Origin of the sequence: Gluconobacter sp. Gdi (assembly GCF_014132155.1) — a bacterium.
Lineage (GTDB): Bacteria > Pseudomonadota > Alphaproteobacteria > Acetobacterales > Acetobacteraceae > Gluconobacter.
Window position 1 is genome coordinate 24,858 of record NZ_BLJQ01000008.1, and the last position, 14,687, is coordinate 39,544.

Consider the following 14,687-nt stretch of genomic DNA (forward strand, 5'->3'; position numbering starts at 1 on the left):
ATACGGACTTATGCAGCATGCACGCCCAGCGCATTGAGTAACAGACTACGCAGCCCCTCGAACGCTGGATCAGAGTGTCGTCGAGGACGCGGTATGGTAATGGGAACATCTACGCGAATGCGCCCGCGTTCAAGCACCACAGCCCGGTCGGCAAGCAGAAGAGCCTCGTCCACGTCGTGGGTTACGAGCAAAACCGCACACCTGTGTTTTTTCCAGAGATCTGCGACAAGGTGCTGCATCTTTAGCCGCGTTAGAGCATCCAGAGCTGCGAATGGCTCATCCAGCATTAGAAATGCGGGCTCTCTCACAAGCGCACGGGCAAGCGCTGCACGTTGGGCTTCGCCGCCGGAGAGCGTAAGCGGCCATGCGTTGCTTCTATGAGCCAGCCCCACCTCTTCCAAAACGGCGTCCGCACGCTGTCGGATGCCTTTGTCTTCCTGCCCCAGCACAACATTCTTCCACACGCGTTTCCATGGAAGAAGTCGATGCTCCTGAAACACGACTGAAACGTCACGAGGTCTGGTCACAGCTCCGTCTGTTACCGGGTCAAGTCCGGCCAGCGTTCTCAACAACGTGGACTTCCCAGAACCGCTATGCCCCAGCAGAGCAACAAACTCGCCGGGAGCAATCGCCAGATCCAGTCCATCCAGAACAGGAGGGCCATTGTTGAACCGTCGCGTCAGTTGCTCCACAATCACTGCTGTACCGCGATCAGCCTTCGAGTACGCTTGTGCGTGTGTCATGCCGTACGCCCTTTCCGTCCATCGGGCCGCCAGGCCAGCAGGGTGCTTTCCAGAAAGCGCACGATCTGGTCCGATATCAGGCCGAGCACACCGTAAACCAGTAGCCCCACAAGAATGATGTCCGTGCGCAGAAAGTCCTGAGCGTCCATCATCATGTGTCCAATGCCACTTTCCGCATTTACCTGCTCGGCCACCACAAGCATTAGCCAGGAGACCCCCACGGCATACCGCAGTCCGGTCAGGAAATCAGGCAATGCTCCGGGAAGGAAAACATCCCTGATCGTCTGCCACCGTGACAGGCCAAGCGTGGATGACATTTCCACGAGTTTCGGATCAATGGACCGGATGCCCTTATGCAGGTTCAGATAGATCGGGAATGTCGCCCCAAGGGCAACAAGCAGGATCTTGGGTGTTTCACCAATGCCGAACCACAGGATGAACAATGGAACGAGCGCCAGAGCGGGCAACGTCCGCAAAATTTGCAGGGGGGCATCAACAACGTCTTCCCCGACACGGGACAGCCCCGAAACAAGCGCTAAAGCCACGCCAACGCTGATGGCAATGCCCAGACCGCTTCCTGCCCGTAAAAGCGAAACGCCAAGATTGAAAGGAAGCGTCCCGTCACGCACCAGCGTCCAGCCTGTTACCGCAATCTGGATCGGAGATGCGACCAGTCGTGTTGAAAGAAACCCAAGGGAGCACGCGACCTGCCAGAGGCAGACCAGCACAAGAGGAGATGCAAAGCGCCTTATGGAAACAAGCCTCCGCAAACTCAGAGCCTTTCTCTTGGTTTCGGCAGTCTTGTACGTTCCAGTCAGTGTGATGGTATCTGACATCGGGCGTCCTCTCACAGGCAGCAATGGATGGACACCTTTCCCTATTCTACATGTATGTGTCAGGTTAATATTCTAAATACCAATGTTTGACGTGATTTAATTGTGCCTGGAGAAACATGCCGTCAGGTTACAGGCTCTCCTGTTATACGCAGGGTCCATTTCCCAGATCTGAACGAGTTGTTTTTCATGGCTTCTGCGAGAAAATTCCTGCCATTTATGGCTGCGGTTCTGTTGGGAGCCTCGTTTGCGCATGCTGAAGAGACCCTGATCGTTGCCGACCAGAAAGGGCAGCAGAGAGCCCTTCTCGAAGCCGCCCGACAAGACAAAAACTTGCCCTACACTCTTCGATGGACCGAATTTGAAGCTGCCGCTCCCCTTTTGCAGGCACTCGCCGCAAATGCTGTTGACACAGGAATTGCAGGAGATGGCCCATTTCTTTTTGCTTGGGGCGCGCATCTCCCTATCAAAGCCGCCTTTCTGGTGCCTCCCAGAGGTGGGGGAGAGTCAACTGCGGTGGTAACCGGGCCATCTTCCCCCATTCACACTGCGGCAGATCTGGCTGGGAAAAGGATTGGGACAGGCAAAGGATCAATCGGCCATCTCCTCCTTCTGCGGCTGATTGCCTCCGGTGCTATCCCTGCCCCCGCGCCTCACATCGTGTTTCTTGCTCCTGCTCAGGCCAAGGCCGCGCTTGATACAGGGCAGATTGATGCATGGTCCACCTGGGAGCCGTACGTCTCACTTGCTGTCATTCAGGGTCATGCACGGAACATCGTGGACGGTCGAAATGTCATGCCTAACAACAGCTTTTTTGTCGCCACTAACGAAGCCCTGGTGACAAAACACGCTCAATTGGCAGATTTCTATAAGCGCGTGACGGCCGCCTATGCATGGGGGGCAAAACATCAGGTTGAGTATGCGGCTATTCTCGCGCGACAGACGGGTTTACCTCTTCCTGTTGCTGCGGCTGTAGCCAAACGTCTTATCGCTTCTCCTGCGCCCTTAACTCCAGAAATCATTCAACAGGAGAAGACAACCTTAGACGCTTATCGTTCGGGCGGTTTCCTGACTGATGCAGGGAAGCTCGAAGATGCTTTCGACCTGACGGTTTCCACACCCCAATAAATACGCTCTAGTATCTGCCAGATGAGGAAAGACGGAGAAACGTCATGGGTGACAGTCCATTTTCCCCCGCAACCAATCCTGCCGCTACGGACAAGACGCTCGACGAACTGGTTCAGGTCTTTGCGGAGCGCGCACCACGTTATGATCGCAGCGGCAACATTGCGACTGAGAACCTGCACGATCTCCATGAAGCCGGCTTTCTTGCCCTGGCACTGCCGAAGACTGCTGGAGGCCAGGACATTTCTCTACGGACAGTGACGCAGATTATCGGCCGCCTTGCGCAGGGTGACCCCTCAACTGCTCTCATTCTGGCCATGCAATATCTGCAATCCGGCGCGTTCTCTCATTCGTCTCAGTGGTCAGAGGATGTCAAACAGGAGCTCTTCGAAAGCATTCATCAGGAAGGCGCGCTGATCAATGCGCTGCGTGTAGAGCCGGAACTGGGAACCCCTGCCCGTGGTGGAGTGCCTGACACCACAGTTAGCCGTCATGGCTCGGCATGGCGCATCAATGGGCGCAAGATTTTTTCAACAGGGTCTACAGCGCTTCAGTGGGGTGTAGTGTGGGCGAAAACTGATGACGCCGAACCAAAAGTCGGGCCGGTTCTCGTTCCTCTGGACCTGAGAGGTGTAAGGATCGAGAAAAGTTGGCATCAGCTCGGAATGCGCGCTACGGGAAGCCACACGATCATCTTCGATGATGTGGAGATCCCGGAACGGTATCTGGGTCTGCTGGCGCCTTCTCCTGCAGAAAAGAGTGGTCCCGTCGCGATTGCAAGTTGGCATGCCGTTGTCATTGCGGGGCTTTATAATGGCATCGCCATTTCAGCGCGGGATTGGCTGGTTGAATTTCTTCATAACCGCGTACCGTCCAATCTCGGGGCATCCCTTGCAACGTTGCCTCGTTTTCAGATTTTGCTGGGGGAGATCGATGCTCTCCTTCTGGCGAACGAAGCTTTGATTGGCCATGCGATCGCTCTCTCGGAACAGGGCACAGAAAGTGATGCCCGCGCCGGGCTTGTCAAACAGGTTGTCACGGAAAATGCCATTACAGCTGTAGGCAAAGCGGTTGCCGCCATCGGGAATCCCGGTCTGAGCCAAGATAATCCGCTTGAGCGGCATTATCGGAATGTTCTGTGCGGGCGCATCCATACACCGCAGGGAGATAGTGCCCTGTTGGCAGCAGGCCGTGAGGCATTGAAAATTCAGGGATAAAAAAGCCCGGCGACTTCTTTGTCGCCGGGAAACAGAAGGATCTGAGCGAAGTTCAGATGTCTTCTAGAACCCTGAAACCGTGGGTTCCATCTTTCTCAAGCTGAGAGACCAGTCCGAACTCCCAGTCCAGATAAGCCTGCATGGCTTCTGATGCGTTGTCCGTTCCCTCGTAAGGACGTTTGTAAACATCATCGGAAGCTGAGAGAGCCTGTGCGTCATCAAGCCCTGTTTCAAGCCCATAACCATGAGCCTGCCAGGCTTCCGTCCCCCCTTTTAGAACCCGGACCTGACGATTTTCTCCGGTAATGTCCGGCGCTGCCAGATGAGCAGCAATACCATTCGGTGAGACCAGAACAACTTCCTTGGCCTGCCGAATGACAGGATGAGATACCAAATCCGGGCGGATGACGAATCTCGCGCCCGGAATATGTCCTTTGCGAAAAACTGGACTGGTGGCGAGATCCAGAACCAGAACGTCGTCAGCCTCGAGGCGCTTATGCAGTTCTGCAGGGGAAAGCGTTTTCACCTCCGGCAATGGCCGTGAGAGTAAGGGGGCTTCCGGACCAGTTTCGAGGGGGTGTTCGTTCCATTCTTCCAGAACGTAAACCTCGTTCCATCCCAGTTGTCGGAGCCAATGAGCCGTCATTCTGGCCCGGACCCCATCATCGTCTGTCAGAACAATGGTTCCATGCCGCACTCCGACCCATTCGTCCGTAGCCTGCACAAGCTGGCCGCCTGGTGCGGAACGGAAATCCTTGAGATGACCTTCCGCGTATTCTTCAGGAGAACGAACATCCAGTCGATAGACAGTGCGTTTGGGATCGGCCAGCAGTTCTTCCAGTCCCTTCGCAGTCAGGGAGCGGACGCCCGTCCTGTCTGCCAGCCGTTCCGCACGGGCTCGGGCCGCCTGATGGTTCTGCTCTGAGACTTCTGTTCCTTTACGGGAGGCCCCATGTTCGAGCGAAAGCCCTTCCAGCGTCCAGCCAATCGTACCGTTTCGAAGCGCAAAAACCGGGTTGGGTATTCCAGCATTGACGAGGGACTGCGTGCCAATGATGGACCTTGTCCGCCCCGCGCAGTTCACAATGACGGTTGTTTCCGGCGAAGGCGCAATATCCCGAACCCGCAACGCCAGTTCGCCGCCCGGAACTGAACGACCGCCAGGGATGGCCATGACATTGTATTCGATGAACCGGCGTGCATCGAGAATGACAAGATCATCGCCGCGCTTGACTCTGCCATGAACCTCACGCGCTGGCAGGGATGGTGTGTGACGGACATGCTCGACGAGTTCGCCAAACGCCTTGGACGGGACGTTCACATCAATGAAGATCTCACCCCCGGAGCGTTTCCAGCCCTCCAGACCGCCCTCCAGCGCCGAGACGTCCGAATATCCAAGGGACTGGAGCAGTCGAACAGCTCTTGCTGTACGGCCTTCCCCGTTATCATAAACAACGATGGGTGCATCCTTGCGGGGCACCAGCCCGGCAATGCGCTCCTCAATGCGACCAACAGGCAGATTGACCGCAAAGAGCGGATGCGCCGAGGCAAATGGCCCCTCTTCCCGAACATCCAGCAGCGCGATTTCAGCCCCGTTTTTCAGGCTCTGCCGGACGTCTTCCGAAGATGTCACTGGCAGAAGGTTTGTAATGCTGTTCATGCAGCTTTGCTCCTGGAACGATCCCAGAGATTGGGAACATCCTCGCTCGAATATCCGGATATGAAGGTCTTCTCGGTGCCGCTGGTCTCATCGTAGACGGCGCGCGAAACCCCACCGATATTGGCACCGTACACATGGATGGAGATCGACGTCTTATCTGGCAGGGCATTTGCCACGAGATGATAGTCGTTCACCCCCGGCGCCAGAAACGCGACTTCACCCGGTTCGAGGAAGTCGGTTTCGCCTTTTTCAAAGCTTCCGTCATCCTTTCGTGTGAACTGAGTTTCACTTTCCTTGCCCCGCAGCATCCCGATCAGGCCCCACACACGATGATCGTGCAAAGGTGTTTTCTGTCCTGGCCCCCAGACGAAACTGACGACAGAAAACCGCTCCAGTGGATCACAGTGAAGGAGATACTGGCTATAGCGTTCCGGATGTGGCCGGGTATAAGTTTCGGGCAACCAGTCATCTCGCGAGACGAGGGTTTTCAGAAGCTCTGCACCCGCTTTCTGGATGGACGCCGCGTCCGAATGTGTTTCGAAAAGCCGCGTAAATCCGGAAACGAACTCTCGTAATGGCTCAATACTCGTCATTGATTTAGCAGTCCCTAATCGAGCAGATCTGGCTCAAGTGCGACGATCCAGTCCCAAAGAGGCTGGAACGAATAATAGGCGCCCTGTGCGGTTCCGACCTGGCTGGCGGTCAGCCGTGCAATATCCGGCGCAATAGGCTTCAGCGGTCCGGCGGCCTGCGCCAGAAGCTGGGTATGGGCGGCGTTGTCCATAGCCAGGAACCACCATGCCACGGCCTCAACGGTCGGCCCGGCGGTCAGAAGACCATGGTTCTGAAGGATCAAAGCTTTCCGGTTTCCCAGCGTCGCGGCCAGACGGTCGCCTTCACTGTCATCCAGAACCACCCCACTGAAAGGATCGAAGACTGCATGATCTTCGTAAAAAGCGCAGGAATCCTGCGTGATGGGAAGCAATTCGGTCCCTAAGGCAGAAAACGCCTTGCCATATGTGGAATGGGTGTGCGCCGCAGCGACCACATCCGGACGCGCACGGTGCAGAGCCGAATGAATGGTGAAGCCAGCCGTATTGATCGGGCGATCCCCGATCAGGATATTTCCTTCATGATCTACAAGCTGAAGATCGGAAACCTTGATCTGCGAGAAATGCACAGCCAGCGGATTGATCCAGTACCGCTCGGGGAACTCAGGATCACGTGCTGTCACATGCCCCGCAAGCCCCTGATCGAAGCCATAGCGTCCGAATAGCCGAAAAGTCGCGGCAAGACGCTGCTTACGGTGTAGCCGCTCCTCTTCAAACGTCGCTGCAGGCTTGCGGGGCTGAAGACGGTGAGTCCGTGCACGGACTTCCTGCAGGGACGAGATGTTATGCTGTGTCGCACTCATGAGAGTCTTCCTTGAGAAATCAGTATCCACGGCTCAGATCCAACCGGGCTTCCAGTGGGCGTCCCTGAAGGAAATTTTCGAAATTCCGGGTAATACGCTGCCCCAGACTGGCCAACACGTCTGGCCCGGACCAGGAAATGTGTGGCGTCAGCCGAATTTTGGGGTGAGTATAAAAAGGATGCCCCGCAGGAGGCGGCTCCGGCGCCGTAACATCAAGCGTAGCCGCCGCGACACGTCCATGATCCAGACTGCTGAGAAGCGCTGCTTCATCTATCAGCTTTCCACGCGCCACATTGACGAGATGCAGCCCGGGCTTTGCTCGCGCCAAAACAGCCGCTCCCACGATCCTGTCCGTTTCTGAAGTCAGCGGCAGAGCCAGCACCAGATGATCGGAGCGTTCAAACAGCGTCCCGAGATCAGCTACAGGCTGCACATCTTCCCGGACGGCTTCTCCATCTGTCCACGTGCTTCTGCGCCAGACGAGAACGGACATCCCGAAACTCCGTGCCAGACGGGCAATTTCCTGCCCAATGGCCCCATACCCCGCAAGACCAAGTGTCTGCCCTGCCAACGATCCCAATGGCGTCTCATTCTTGACGACGGAAGCCTGCTGGCCCCAATCCTCGGGAGATAAGGGCTTGAACGTTTCGAACCGCTTGGCTTGGGCCAGAAGGGCAAGAAGGACGTACTCAGCAATTGGGCCAGCCGCATTGCCGCGACCTGTCGTAATCTCTCGCCCCTGAAGCAGCCATTCTGGAAAACCGTCAATTCCAGCCGAAGCAATCTGCACCCAGCGCAGGGAAGAATTCCAGCTCGGTGGTGGGCTCGCAGGAGCATTTCGCCATGCTACTGACGGGCCAGTCAGCAGGATATCAGCCGTACCCGTATTCCATGGATCGGGGACATCCCTGTTTTGAGTGATGACCCGAACACGGTGGTCCAGTCCGGTGAGGAGTTTCCCGATTTCAGGTCCGATCTGGTTGATGACCGTCAAGGGTACGGAGGCGTCTCTCATGTGTCAGGCAGCCTTCAGACCGGTGCGTTGATCTTCTTCCGCAACCAGTTTTCGAACGCGTGGCAACAGATCGCGCCCATAGTCGTAGGCATCCACCAGCGGATCGAACCCACGGATCAGGAACGTCGAAATTCCCAGACGGTAATAATCAAGGAGTGCTTCAGCCACCTGATCCGGCGTTCCTACAAGAGACGTCGAATTTCCCTTGGCGCCTGTTAGTGCGGCGATGCCCGTCCAGAGACGCTTGTCCAGCCTTGAGCCCTGTTCGGCCGCAGCCAGAAGGCGACGTGATCCTTCATTCGGAATGATAGTGGAGCGGGTGTAGCCCGTCTTTTCCTGAAGAGCCCGGGCCTTCTCAAGAATGGCATCGGCTTTGGCCCAGGCGGCTTCCTCTGTCTCAGCCAATATTGGCCGAAGAGAGAGCGAAAACCGCAGATTGCTACGGCCGGCCTTTTCCGCCGCAGCGCGAACACGGGCTATAGTTTCACGAACCTGCTCATAGGTTTCACCCCATAGAGCATAAACATCAGCCTGCTCACCTGCTACTGCGATGGCTTCCTCCGAGGAGCCACCGAAATAAACCGGAATGGCATCACCCTGATACGGCAGCACCCGGGACTGGGCACCTCGAACGCGATAGAATTTACCCTGATAATCGAATGGCTTCTGGCTGCTCCATTCGCGGCGCACGATTTCAAGGTACTCGCGGGTCCGTTCATATCGCTCCGTCTTGACGGTATGATCACCATCAGCCTGAAGCTCCGTATCACTTCCCCCTGTGATGATATGCACCGCAGCTCTGCCCCGACTGATCTGGTCAAGCGTTGCAAACTGGCGAGCGGCCAGAGTCGGTGCCGTAAACCCGGGGCGATGTGCGACCATAAGGCCAAGCGTCCGCGTCGTGGCAGCAACATGCTGGGCAAGCAGGATGCTCTCGGGCGAATTAGAGTGGAAAGCAATCAGCACCCGATCAAAACCGCCATTCTCATGAATTTTGGCGGCAGTTTCGATATGGGAGAGATCAATGACCGGCTCCGCCGGCGGAATGATCTCAGAATGGTTCTGACTGCTCACGAACCCGATGAATTCCACAGGCATGGCTAAGCCCCTAAAAGACTATAATAAATTGTTGTATTGACAATATACTCATTTTATCACGTCATAATTCAAGCAAGAAACACAAATGCCACACTTTTGCATGGTTAAATATACTGCCATGCCTCCAGCACGGAGCGCTGCTATGTCCCACACGTCCCTTCCCCAGCGCATGGCACGCAATGTTCCGACTGAACTTCTGCGGTCTTTCGTCGCGATCGTGGAGGCCGGCTCCATGGCGCAGGCAACAGAGACGATCTTTCTGACCCAGTCCGCCCTGAGTCTGCAGATGAAGCGACTGGAAGACGTGCTCCAGCAGAAGCTTTTTCGACGGGATGGGCGAAAGCTGGTTCTTACACCTGCGGGTGAAGAACTCGTGGCCTATGCGCGGCAGCTTCTCGCCCTCAATGACCGGATCATGCACAAACTTGGCGATGTTTCAGAACCGGAACCGATCACGATCGGCATGGTGCAGGACTTTGCTGATACTATCCTGCCTGATGTTCTTGCCCGTTTCCGTCTCGAACATCCCCGTTGCAGGCTGACCGTCCGGGTTGGTGGATCAGCGGAACTACTGGAAATGTTCGACCGCTCCCGCTTGGATATCGTGCTGTGCCTTGGCCAGCATGGGGATCGTCCCAATTCGTCCTGGCGTATCGTCGGGCATGACAGAATGGTCTGGATTGGTGATCCCGGCGTTCTGGATCAGTCTGAAATCCCGCTTGTTCTGCTGGAACCTCCCTGCCGTTTCAGGGAAGCGGCCCTCAGAACCCTTGCAAAGGCCCGCAGAGATTACCGCATTGTGCTGGAAACTCCTCACCTTCCCGCCATGCGTGCTGGTGTCCGGAGCGGCTTGGGGGCCAGTTGCCGGACACGGCGTTTTGCGACAGCGGAAGGGCTTTCCATCCTGCCGACGGGTATTTTACCGGAAGTCCCAGAGATCGAGACCATTCTCGTTCAGAGAAATGGCCTGCCGGATGCCGCACAGGATCTGGCCGAACTGCTGGCTCAGGCGACAGCAGATCAATGATCGCGCGCAAATTGCCACATAAGAAAAACTCTTTGGAATCCGTGTTCAATTATCCCGCATGGTGCACCGATCAGGTCACCCTCGGGGTATATTAAGCATGAGCACTTCCACATCTTCCCTTCAAAGCCGCTATGAAGCTCTTGAGGCCGAACGTCGCAGAGTGTGGTCTCCTGAAGCTTTGGCTGGAAATATTGCTCAGCGGGACGCTCTTGTCCGGTCTCATTCTCAAACAGCGCACGCAAAAGCCGGGGACGTTCTGTCTCCGCATACTCTCTCGGATGCAGATGGTTCCACGATTTCACTGGATGATCTGGTCTCGTCAGGGCCAGCAGTCCTGATTTTTTTCAGGTTCGCAGGCTGTCCAGCCTGTAACGTGGCTTTGCCCTACTACTCAGAAACCCTAGCGCCCCTTCTGAAGGCCGCAGGCATTCCGCTGGTTGCGGTATCCTCCCAGCCTTTTCCTGAACTCGCTAGCATCAGAACGCGAAATGCCCTGTCTTTCCCGGTTCTGAATGATGCAGGCCTGACGTTGGCCCGGGCTCTGGGCATTACCTATGTCTTTGATGACGCTGCGCGGGAAGCTGCCATTTCCAAAGGCGGTCGCAGTGAAGCTCTGAATGGTACATCCAGTTGGGAGCTTCCCAAACCAACGGTTCTGGTTCTTAGCCCCGGACGGGTGGTGAGATTTATCGATATCTCCCCAGACTGGATGCGCCGAACTGAAACTCCAACCATCCTGAAAGCCCTCGGGCTTGAAAACAGAGGCGTCTCTCATGCCGCATAATACCGTCACCCTATTTCCACAGAACACTCTCGATACGCCTGCCGTCAGCCAGGAACTGTTTCGTGAAGCCATGAGTTTGCTCGGTGCTCCTGTTGTGCTGGTGACGACGGATGGACCGGGAGGACGTCAGGGATTGACCGTTTCCGCTATCAGCAGCGTCAGCGACACACCCCCGACGGTCCTGGTCTGCCTTAATCGTAGTAACCGCTCTCATCAGTCCTTCCTGAAGAATGGGGTGGTTGGAATTAGTGTTCTTTCACCAGTCCATCATGAATTGGCGCGGGTTTTTGCGAGCCGATCCGTGGAACCTGACGAGAAGTTTGCTCACGGCAACTGGGTTCTTGGTGAAACCGGATCCGCACTGCTGTCAGACGCACTCGTCACGCTCGACTGTGAGATTGACGCCATTCAAAGCGCAGGCACCCACGATGTTCTGTTCTGTGCCGTCAAATCCATTTCCACCAGCACAGACGCCAACCACGGTCTCGCCTGGTTTTCCAGGGGTTTTCACCATCTGCCCGTCAAGCGGGCCTGAATGATTTTTCAGGATAAAGAATAATGCTCAATGCGCTCCATCCCTCGCGCCGCACTGTCCTGACTGGCTCTCTGGCCGGTGTAACTGCTCTGGGAATTCACGGACACCGTGCCTTCGCACAATCCATGGACCACATGGACATGGGAGGAGCGCAAAATCAGTGTCAGGCCGCGGGCCCCGCCACTGTCGAACCCATTCCCGACCCGCCTCGCAACCTGACAATTGCATGGAACGAAGCTTCGATCTGCACAGCCGCCGTTCCCGTGGCCAAGGAAAAAGGGTTTTTCAAAAAATACAATCTGAACATCGATTACGTGAATTTTGCAGGAGCGACCGATCAGCTGCTGGAGGCGCTTTCAACAGGCAAGGCCGATGGCGCACCTGGTATGGCTCTCCGTTGGCTCAAGCCGCTTCAGCAAGGCTTTGACGTCAAACTTGTGGCGGGGCTGCACGCAGGATGCATGTACCTCATGACCACTCCTTCCACCGGGATCAAAACGCTTGCCGACCTGAAAGGTAAAACCGTCGGCGTGACGGATATTGGTGGCCCGGATCGGAATTTTTTCAGCATTCGCCTGAAAGAAGCCGGGTTGGATCCGGAAACAGACGTTCAGTGGAGACAGTTCCCGGCGGATCTGCTGCCTTTGGCTTTGCAACGTGGAGAGGTCCAGGCCATCTCGGATGCTGACCCGTTCTCCTATCCGCAACGTCGTCAATTCGGCCTGTTGGACATTGATAATAACATGAAAGGCGAATGGGCTCACCTGACCTGCTGCGTTATAGGCCTGCGAGGGAGCCTTATTCGGAATGAGCCCAAGGTCGCTGCGGCAGTAACGCGCGCGATTATGGAAGCTGGCGCGTGGCTGGCCTGCAACCCTGAAGAAGCCGCTACCATTTTCCAGCCTTATGCTCCGAAAGTCAGTGTCAAGGATCTGGCCGCAATGCTCCAGATGCAGGGCCATCACCATCAGACCCTGACAGGAAATTTCAGGCAGGAAATCGTACGTTATGCGGAAGCTCTCAAACAGATTGGGGTTTTTCGCCCTTCTTTGAATACGGATCGCTACGCACAGCGCGTCACTCAGGACCTGTTCAGCTGATGAGCGAGACGTCCTTTGCAGCGCCGCAATCGCAATCGTTAAACCCACCGGATGCAACACAAACAAGAGTGTTGTCACGCTCTCTTTTCTGGCGATGGGGCGCAGGTCCAGCATGGCTGCTCGCTGCGCTGGTAACGTGGAAGTGGCCTGATGCGGATGATTTCCCGGCGACAAACCAGTTCGCAGCGCTCCTGTCGGCAGTAGGCCTTTTTGTGATTGTTCTTGCCGCGATTGGCCGCTTACAGAACCGCGCACCATGGGCACTCGTTCTCGGGCTCGGACTGGGGGTGTGGGAAACGGTACAGGCAAAGCTTCTGCTGCTGCCGAGACCGTTTTTCGGAACACCCCAGGATCTGCTTGATGTGTTCCTGACGGACTGGAAACGCCTCGGAGACAGCCTTTTTCATTCCTTGCTGCTTCTCGCAGGCGGATATGTTTCTGGTTCCATCCTTGGAATTATTGTCGGTGTCGCATTAGGTCGTTCCCATCACATCCGCTACTGGGTTCGACCGATTATGCGGGTTATTGGGCCATTGCCACCCGTAGCTCTTCTTCCCCTGGCATTTGTCGTTATTCCCTCAACACGACTGGCGGGTGAGGCTCTCATGGCGCTCGCAGCAGGTTTTCCAGTGGCTGTTCTGACATGGTCAGGCGTGTCGGCTGTTGATCCAGCCTATTATGATGTTGCCAGAACCATGGGAGCCCGAAATCGCTTTCTGGTTCTTCGTGTCGCGCTCCCGGCCGCAACCCCACAGATCTTTGTCGGTCTTTTCATGGGGCTGGGTGCGTCTTTCGCCATGCTGGTTGTGGCTGAGATGCTTGGAGTGAAATCAGGATTAGGCTTCTACATGCAATGGGCTCAGGGCTGGGCGGCCTATCCGAACATGTATGCGGCTCTGTGCGTCATGTCCCTGATGTGCACAACGCTCATGACATTGCTGTTCAAGGTAAGGGATCATCTTCTCAAGTGGCAGAAGGACGGGCTCAAATGGTAAATTCCTCCGTTTCAGAGGCGCCTCTTGGGCTGACATTGTCCCATGTTCATCACAGCTACGATCTGCCGTCAGGCTCGCGACTTGTCTTGGAGGATGTGAGCCTCGATGTGGCACCGGGTGAATTCGTAGCCTTGATCGGACCATCGGGATGCGGAAAATCAACCCTTCTGCGTTTGGTGGCGGGGCTGGAAGCGCCAGATGCCGGAACACTTCTGGCCGATGGAGTTCCCATTGCCGGCCCCGATCCCAGCCGCATCATCATGTTCCAAGACCCTACGCTTTATCCATGGCGGACAGTGCGTGGCAACATTGCCCTTGGACTGGATATTCGGAAGGAAAAAGATGCGGAGGCGATTGACGCTGCCATTCGCCTTGTCGGTTTGGAAGAATTTGCCGCAGCATGGCCGCATCAGCTCTCTGGTGGCATGGCCCAGCGCGTTGCTCTGGCCCGTGCCTTGATCAATCATCCACGGTTACTCATTCTGGATGAGCCCCTCGGCAAACTTGACAGCCTGACCCGTCTGGCCATGCAGACTGAACTGTATCGTCTTTGGAGCTCCCAGGGCTTTACAGCCCTGATGGTCACACATGACGTTGAAGAGGCTCTTCTTCTGGCAACGCGCGTGATTATATTCAGTCCGCGCCCTGCTCAAATCATAGCGGATATACGCATTGACGGGGCTCAACCTCGCCATCGGGATGACCCTTCCCTTCAGAAGCTACGAGCCGATATCCTGCTTCAGCTTCAAGCTGCCATGGTCTGAAGATTTTCTCTACTTTGCATAGTAGTCCGTGCAATGTGCCATCAAGGGCGGTCTGACTTCAGACGCAGCGGATGATGAGTTTTTTACAGGTCGGGCGAGTTCATGGCTTCTAAGGGCGTCGTATAACTCGCCCGACGCCAGCGTTTCACAGGCAGGCTCATATCAGCTTGCTCACAGAGTGGCTTTGTCGCCGTCACCAACAGGCCCCGCAACGCCCTATTTTCTGGTACTCATAGCCAGACATGAAAACGGGAGCCTGTCATGAGACATAAATGGATTATCTTGGTCACGTGCATCGTGCTGGTGGCGTTGATGCTTCTTGCTATGTCTCTTTCTCGGCATGTTGCACCATCCGTGGGCGAACGGCGCACGGAGCA

At 55.9% G+C, this 14,687-nt stretch carries 15 protein-coding genes; 8 read left to right on the forward strand and 7 right to left on the reverse strand.

The window, feature by feature from the left end; genetic code table 11:
• Window positions 1-8: 8 nt before the first annotated feature.
• Complete coding sequence (locus JN414_RS12790; RefSeq protein WP_202208240.1) at window positions 9-743, reverse strand: ABC transporter ATP-binding protein; 735 nt, start codon at window positions 741-743, stop codon at window positions 9-11.
• On the reverse strand, window positions 740-1,579 hold the full coding sequence (locus JN414_RS12795) for an ABC transporter permease (protein ID WP_202208242.1): 840 nt from the start codon (window positions 1,577-1,579) through the stop codon (window positions 740-742). The genes JN414_RS12790 and JN414_RS12795 overlap by 4 nt, the downstream gene beginning before the upstream one ends.
• A gap of 186 nt (window positions 1,580-1,765) precedes the next feature.
• On the opposite strand from JN414_RS12795, the gene JN414_RS12800 reads away from it, so the two are divergent.
• Both JN414_RS12800 and JN414_RS12805 read left to right on the forward strand, forming a co-directional pair.
• Complete coding sequence (locus JN414_RS12800; RefSeq protein ID WP_202208244.1) at window positions 1,766-2,704, forward strand: ABC transporter substrate-binding protein; 939 nt, start codon at window positions 1,766-1,768, stop codon at window positions 2,702-2,704.
• A 44-nt stretch (window positions 2,705-2,748) separates the two neighbouring features.
• The gene (locus tag JN414_RS12805) at window positions 2,749-3,918 is read left to right on the forward strand and encodes an acyl-CoA dehydrogenase family protein (protein ID WP_202208246.1); all 1,170 of its coding nucleotides are present in this window, start codon (window positions 2,749-2,751) and stop codon (window positions 3,916-3,918) included.
• 52 nt (window positions 3,919-3,970) lie between these two features.
• On the opposite strand, the gene JN414_RS12810 is transcribed toward JN414_RS12805, so the two are convergent.
• The 5 genes from JN414_RS12810 to JN414_RS12830 are packed head-to-tail and all read right to left on the reverse strand — an operon-like array spanning window position 3,971 to window position 9,105.
• The gene (locus tag JN414_RS12810; protein WP_202208248.1) at window positions 3,971-5,578 is read right to left on the reverse strand and encodes a rhodanese-like domain-containing protein; all 1,608 of its coding nucleotides are present in this window, start codon (window positions 5,576-5,578) and stop codon (window positions 3,971-3,973) included.
• Complete coding sequence (locus tag JN414_RS12815; protein ID WP_202208250.1) at window positions 5,575-6,171, reverse strand: cysteine dioxygenase; 597 nt, start codon at window positions 6,169-6,171, stop codon at window positions 5,575-5,577. Before JN414_RS12815 ends, JN414_RS12810 begins: the two co-directional genes overlap by 4 nt.
• A gap of 14 nt (window positions 6,172-6,185) precedes the next feature.
• Complete coding sequence (locus tag JN414_RS12820; RefSeq protein ID WP_202208252.1) at window positions 6,186-6,992, reverse strand: class II aldolase/adducin family protein; 807 nt, start codon at window positions 6,990-6,992, stop codon at window positions 6,186-6,188.
• A 19-nt stretch (window positions 6,993-7,011) separates the two neighbouring features.
• Window positions 7,012-8,007 (reverse strand): NAD(P)-dependent oxidoreductase, encoded by a 996-nt coding sequence (locus JN414_RS12825; RefSeq protein WP_202208254.1) that lies wholly within the window; start codon window positions 8,005-8,007, stop codon window positions 7,012-7,014.
• 3 nt (window positions 8,008-8,010) lie between these two features.
• A complete protein-coding gene (locus JN414_RS12830) occupies window positions 8,011-9,105 on the reverse strand; it encodes an LLM class flavin-dependent oxidoreductase (protein ID WP_202208256.1) in 1,095 nt (364 codons plus the stop codon).
• A gap of 142 nt (window positions 9,106-9,247) precedes the next feature.
• Here JN414_RS12830 and JN414_RS12835 point away from each other — a divergent pair, with 142 nt between their 5' ends.
• From JN414_RS12835 to JN414_RS12860, 6 genes are all read left to right on the forward strand, one after another.
• Window positions 9,248-10,132: a LysR substrate-binding domain-containing protein gene (locus tag JN414_RS12835; protein WP_202208258.1), complete on the forward strand. Its 885-nt coding sequence runs from the start codon at window positions 9,248-9,250 to the stop codon at window positions 10,130-10,132.
• 97 nt (window positions 10,133-10,229) lie between these two features.
• The gene (locus JN414_RS12840) at window positions 10,230-10,916 is read left to right on the forward strand and encodes a peroxiredoxin-like family protein (RefSeq protein WP_202208260.1); all 687 of its coding nucleotides are present in this window, start codon (window positions 10,230-10,232) and stop codon (window positions 10,914-10,916) included.
• On the forward strand, window positions 10,906-11,451 hold the full coding sequence (locus JN414_RS12845) for a flavin reductase (RefSeq protein ID WP_202208262.1): 546 nt from the start codon (window positions 10,906-10,908) through the stop codon (window positions 11,449-11,451). The genes JN414_RS12840 and JN414_RS12845 overlap by 11 nt, the downstream gene beginning before the upstream one ends.
• Window positions 11,452-11,474: 23 nt before the next feature.
• Window positions 11,475-12,551, forward strand: a complete 1,077-nt coding sequence (locus tag JN414_RS12850) for an ABC transporter substrate-binding protein (protein ID WP_202208264.1) — start codon at window positions 11,475-11,477, stop codon at window positions 12,549-12,551.
• Entirely contained in the window at window positions 12,551-13,546 is a 996-nt protein-coding gene (locus JN414_RS12855) for an ABC transporter permease (RefSeq protein ID WP_202208266.1), read from the forward strand. Before JN414_RS12850 ends, JN414_RS12855 begins: the two co-directional genes overlap by 1 nt.
• Window positions 13,540-14,310 carry an ABC transporter ATP-binding protein gene (locus JN414_RS12860; protein ID WP_202208268.1) on the forward strand — a complete coding sequence of 257 codons (771 nt, stop codon included), beginning with the start codon at window positions 13,540-13,542 and terminating at the stop codon, window positions 14,308-14,310. The genes JN414_RS12855 and JN414_RS12860 overlap by 7 nt, the downstream gene beginning before the upstream one ends.
• Window positions 14,311-14,687: the final 377 nt, after the last annotated feature.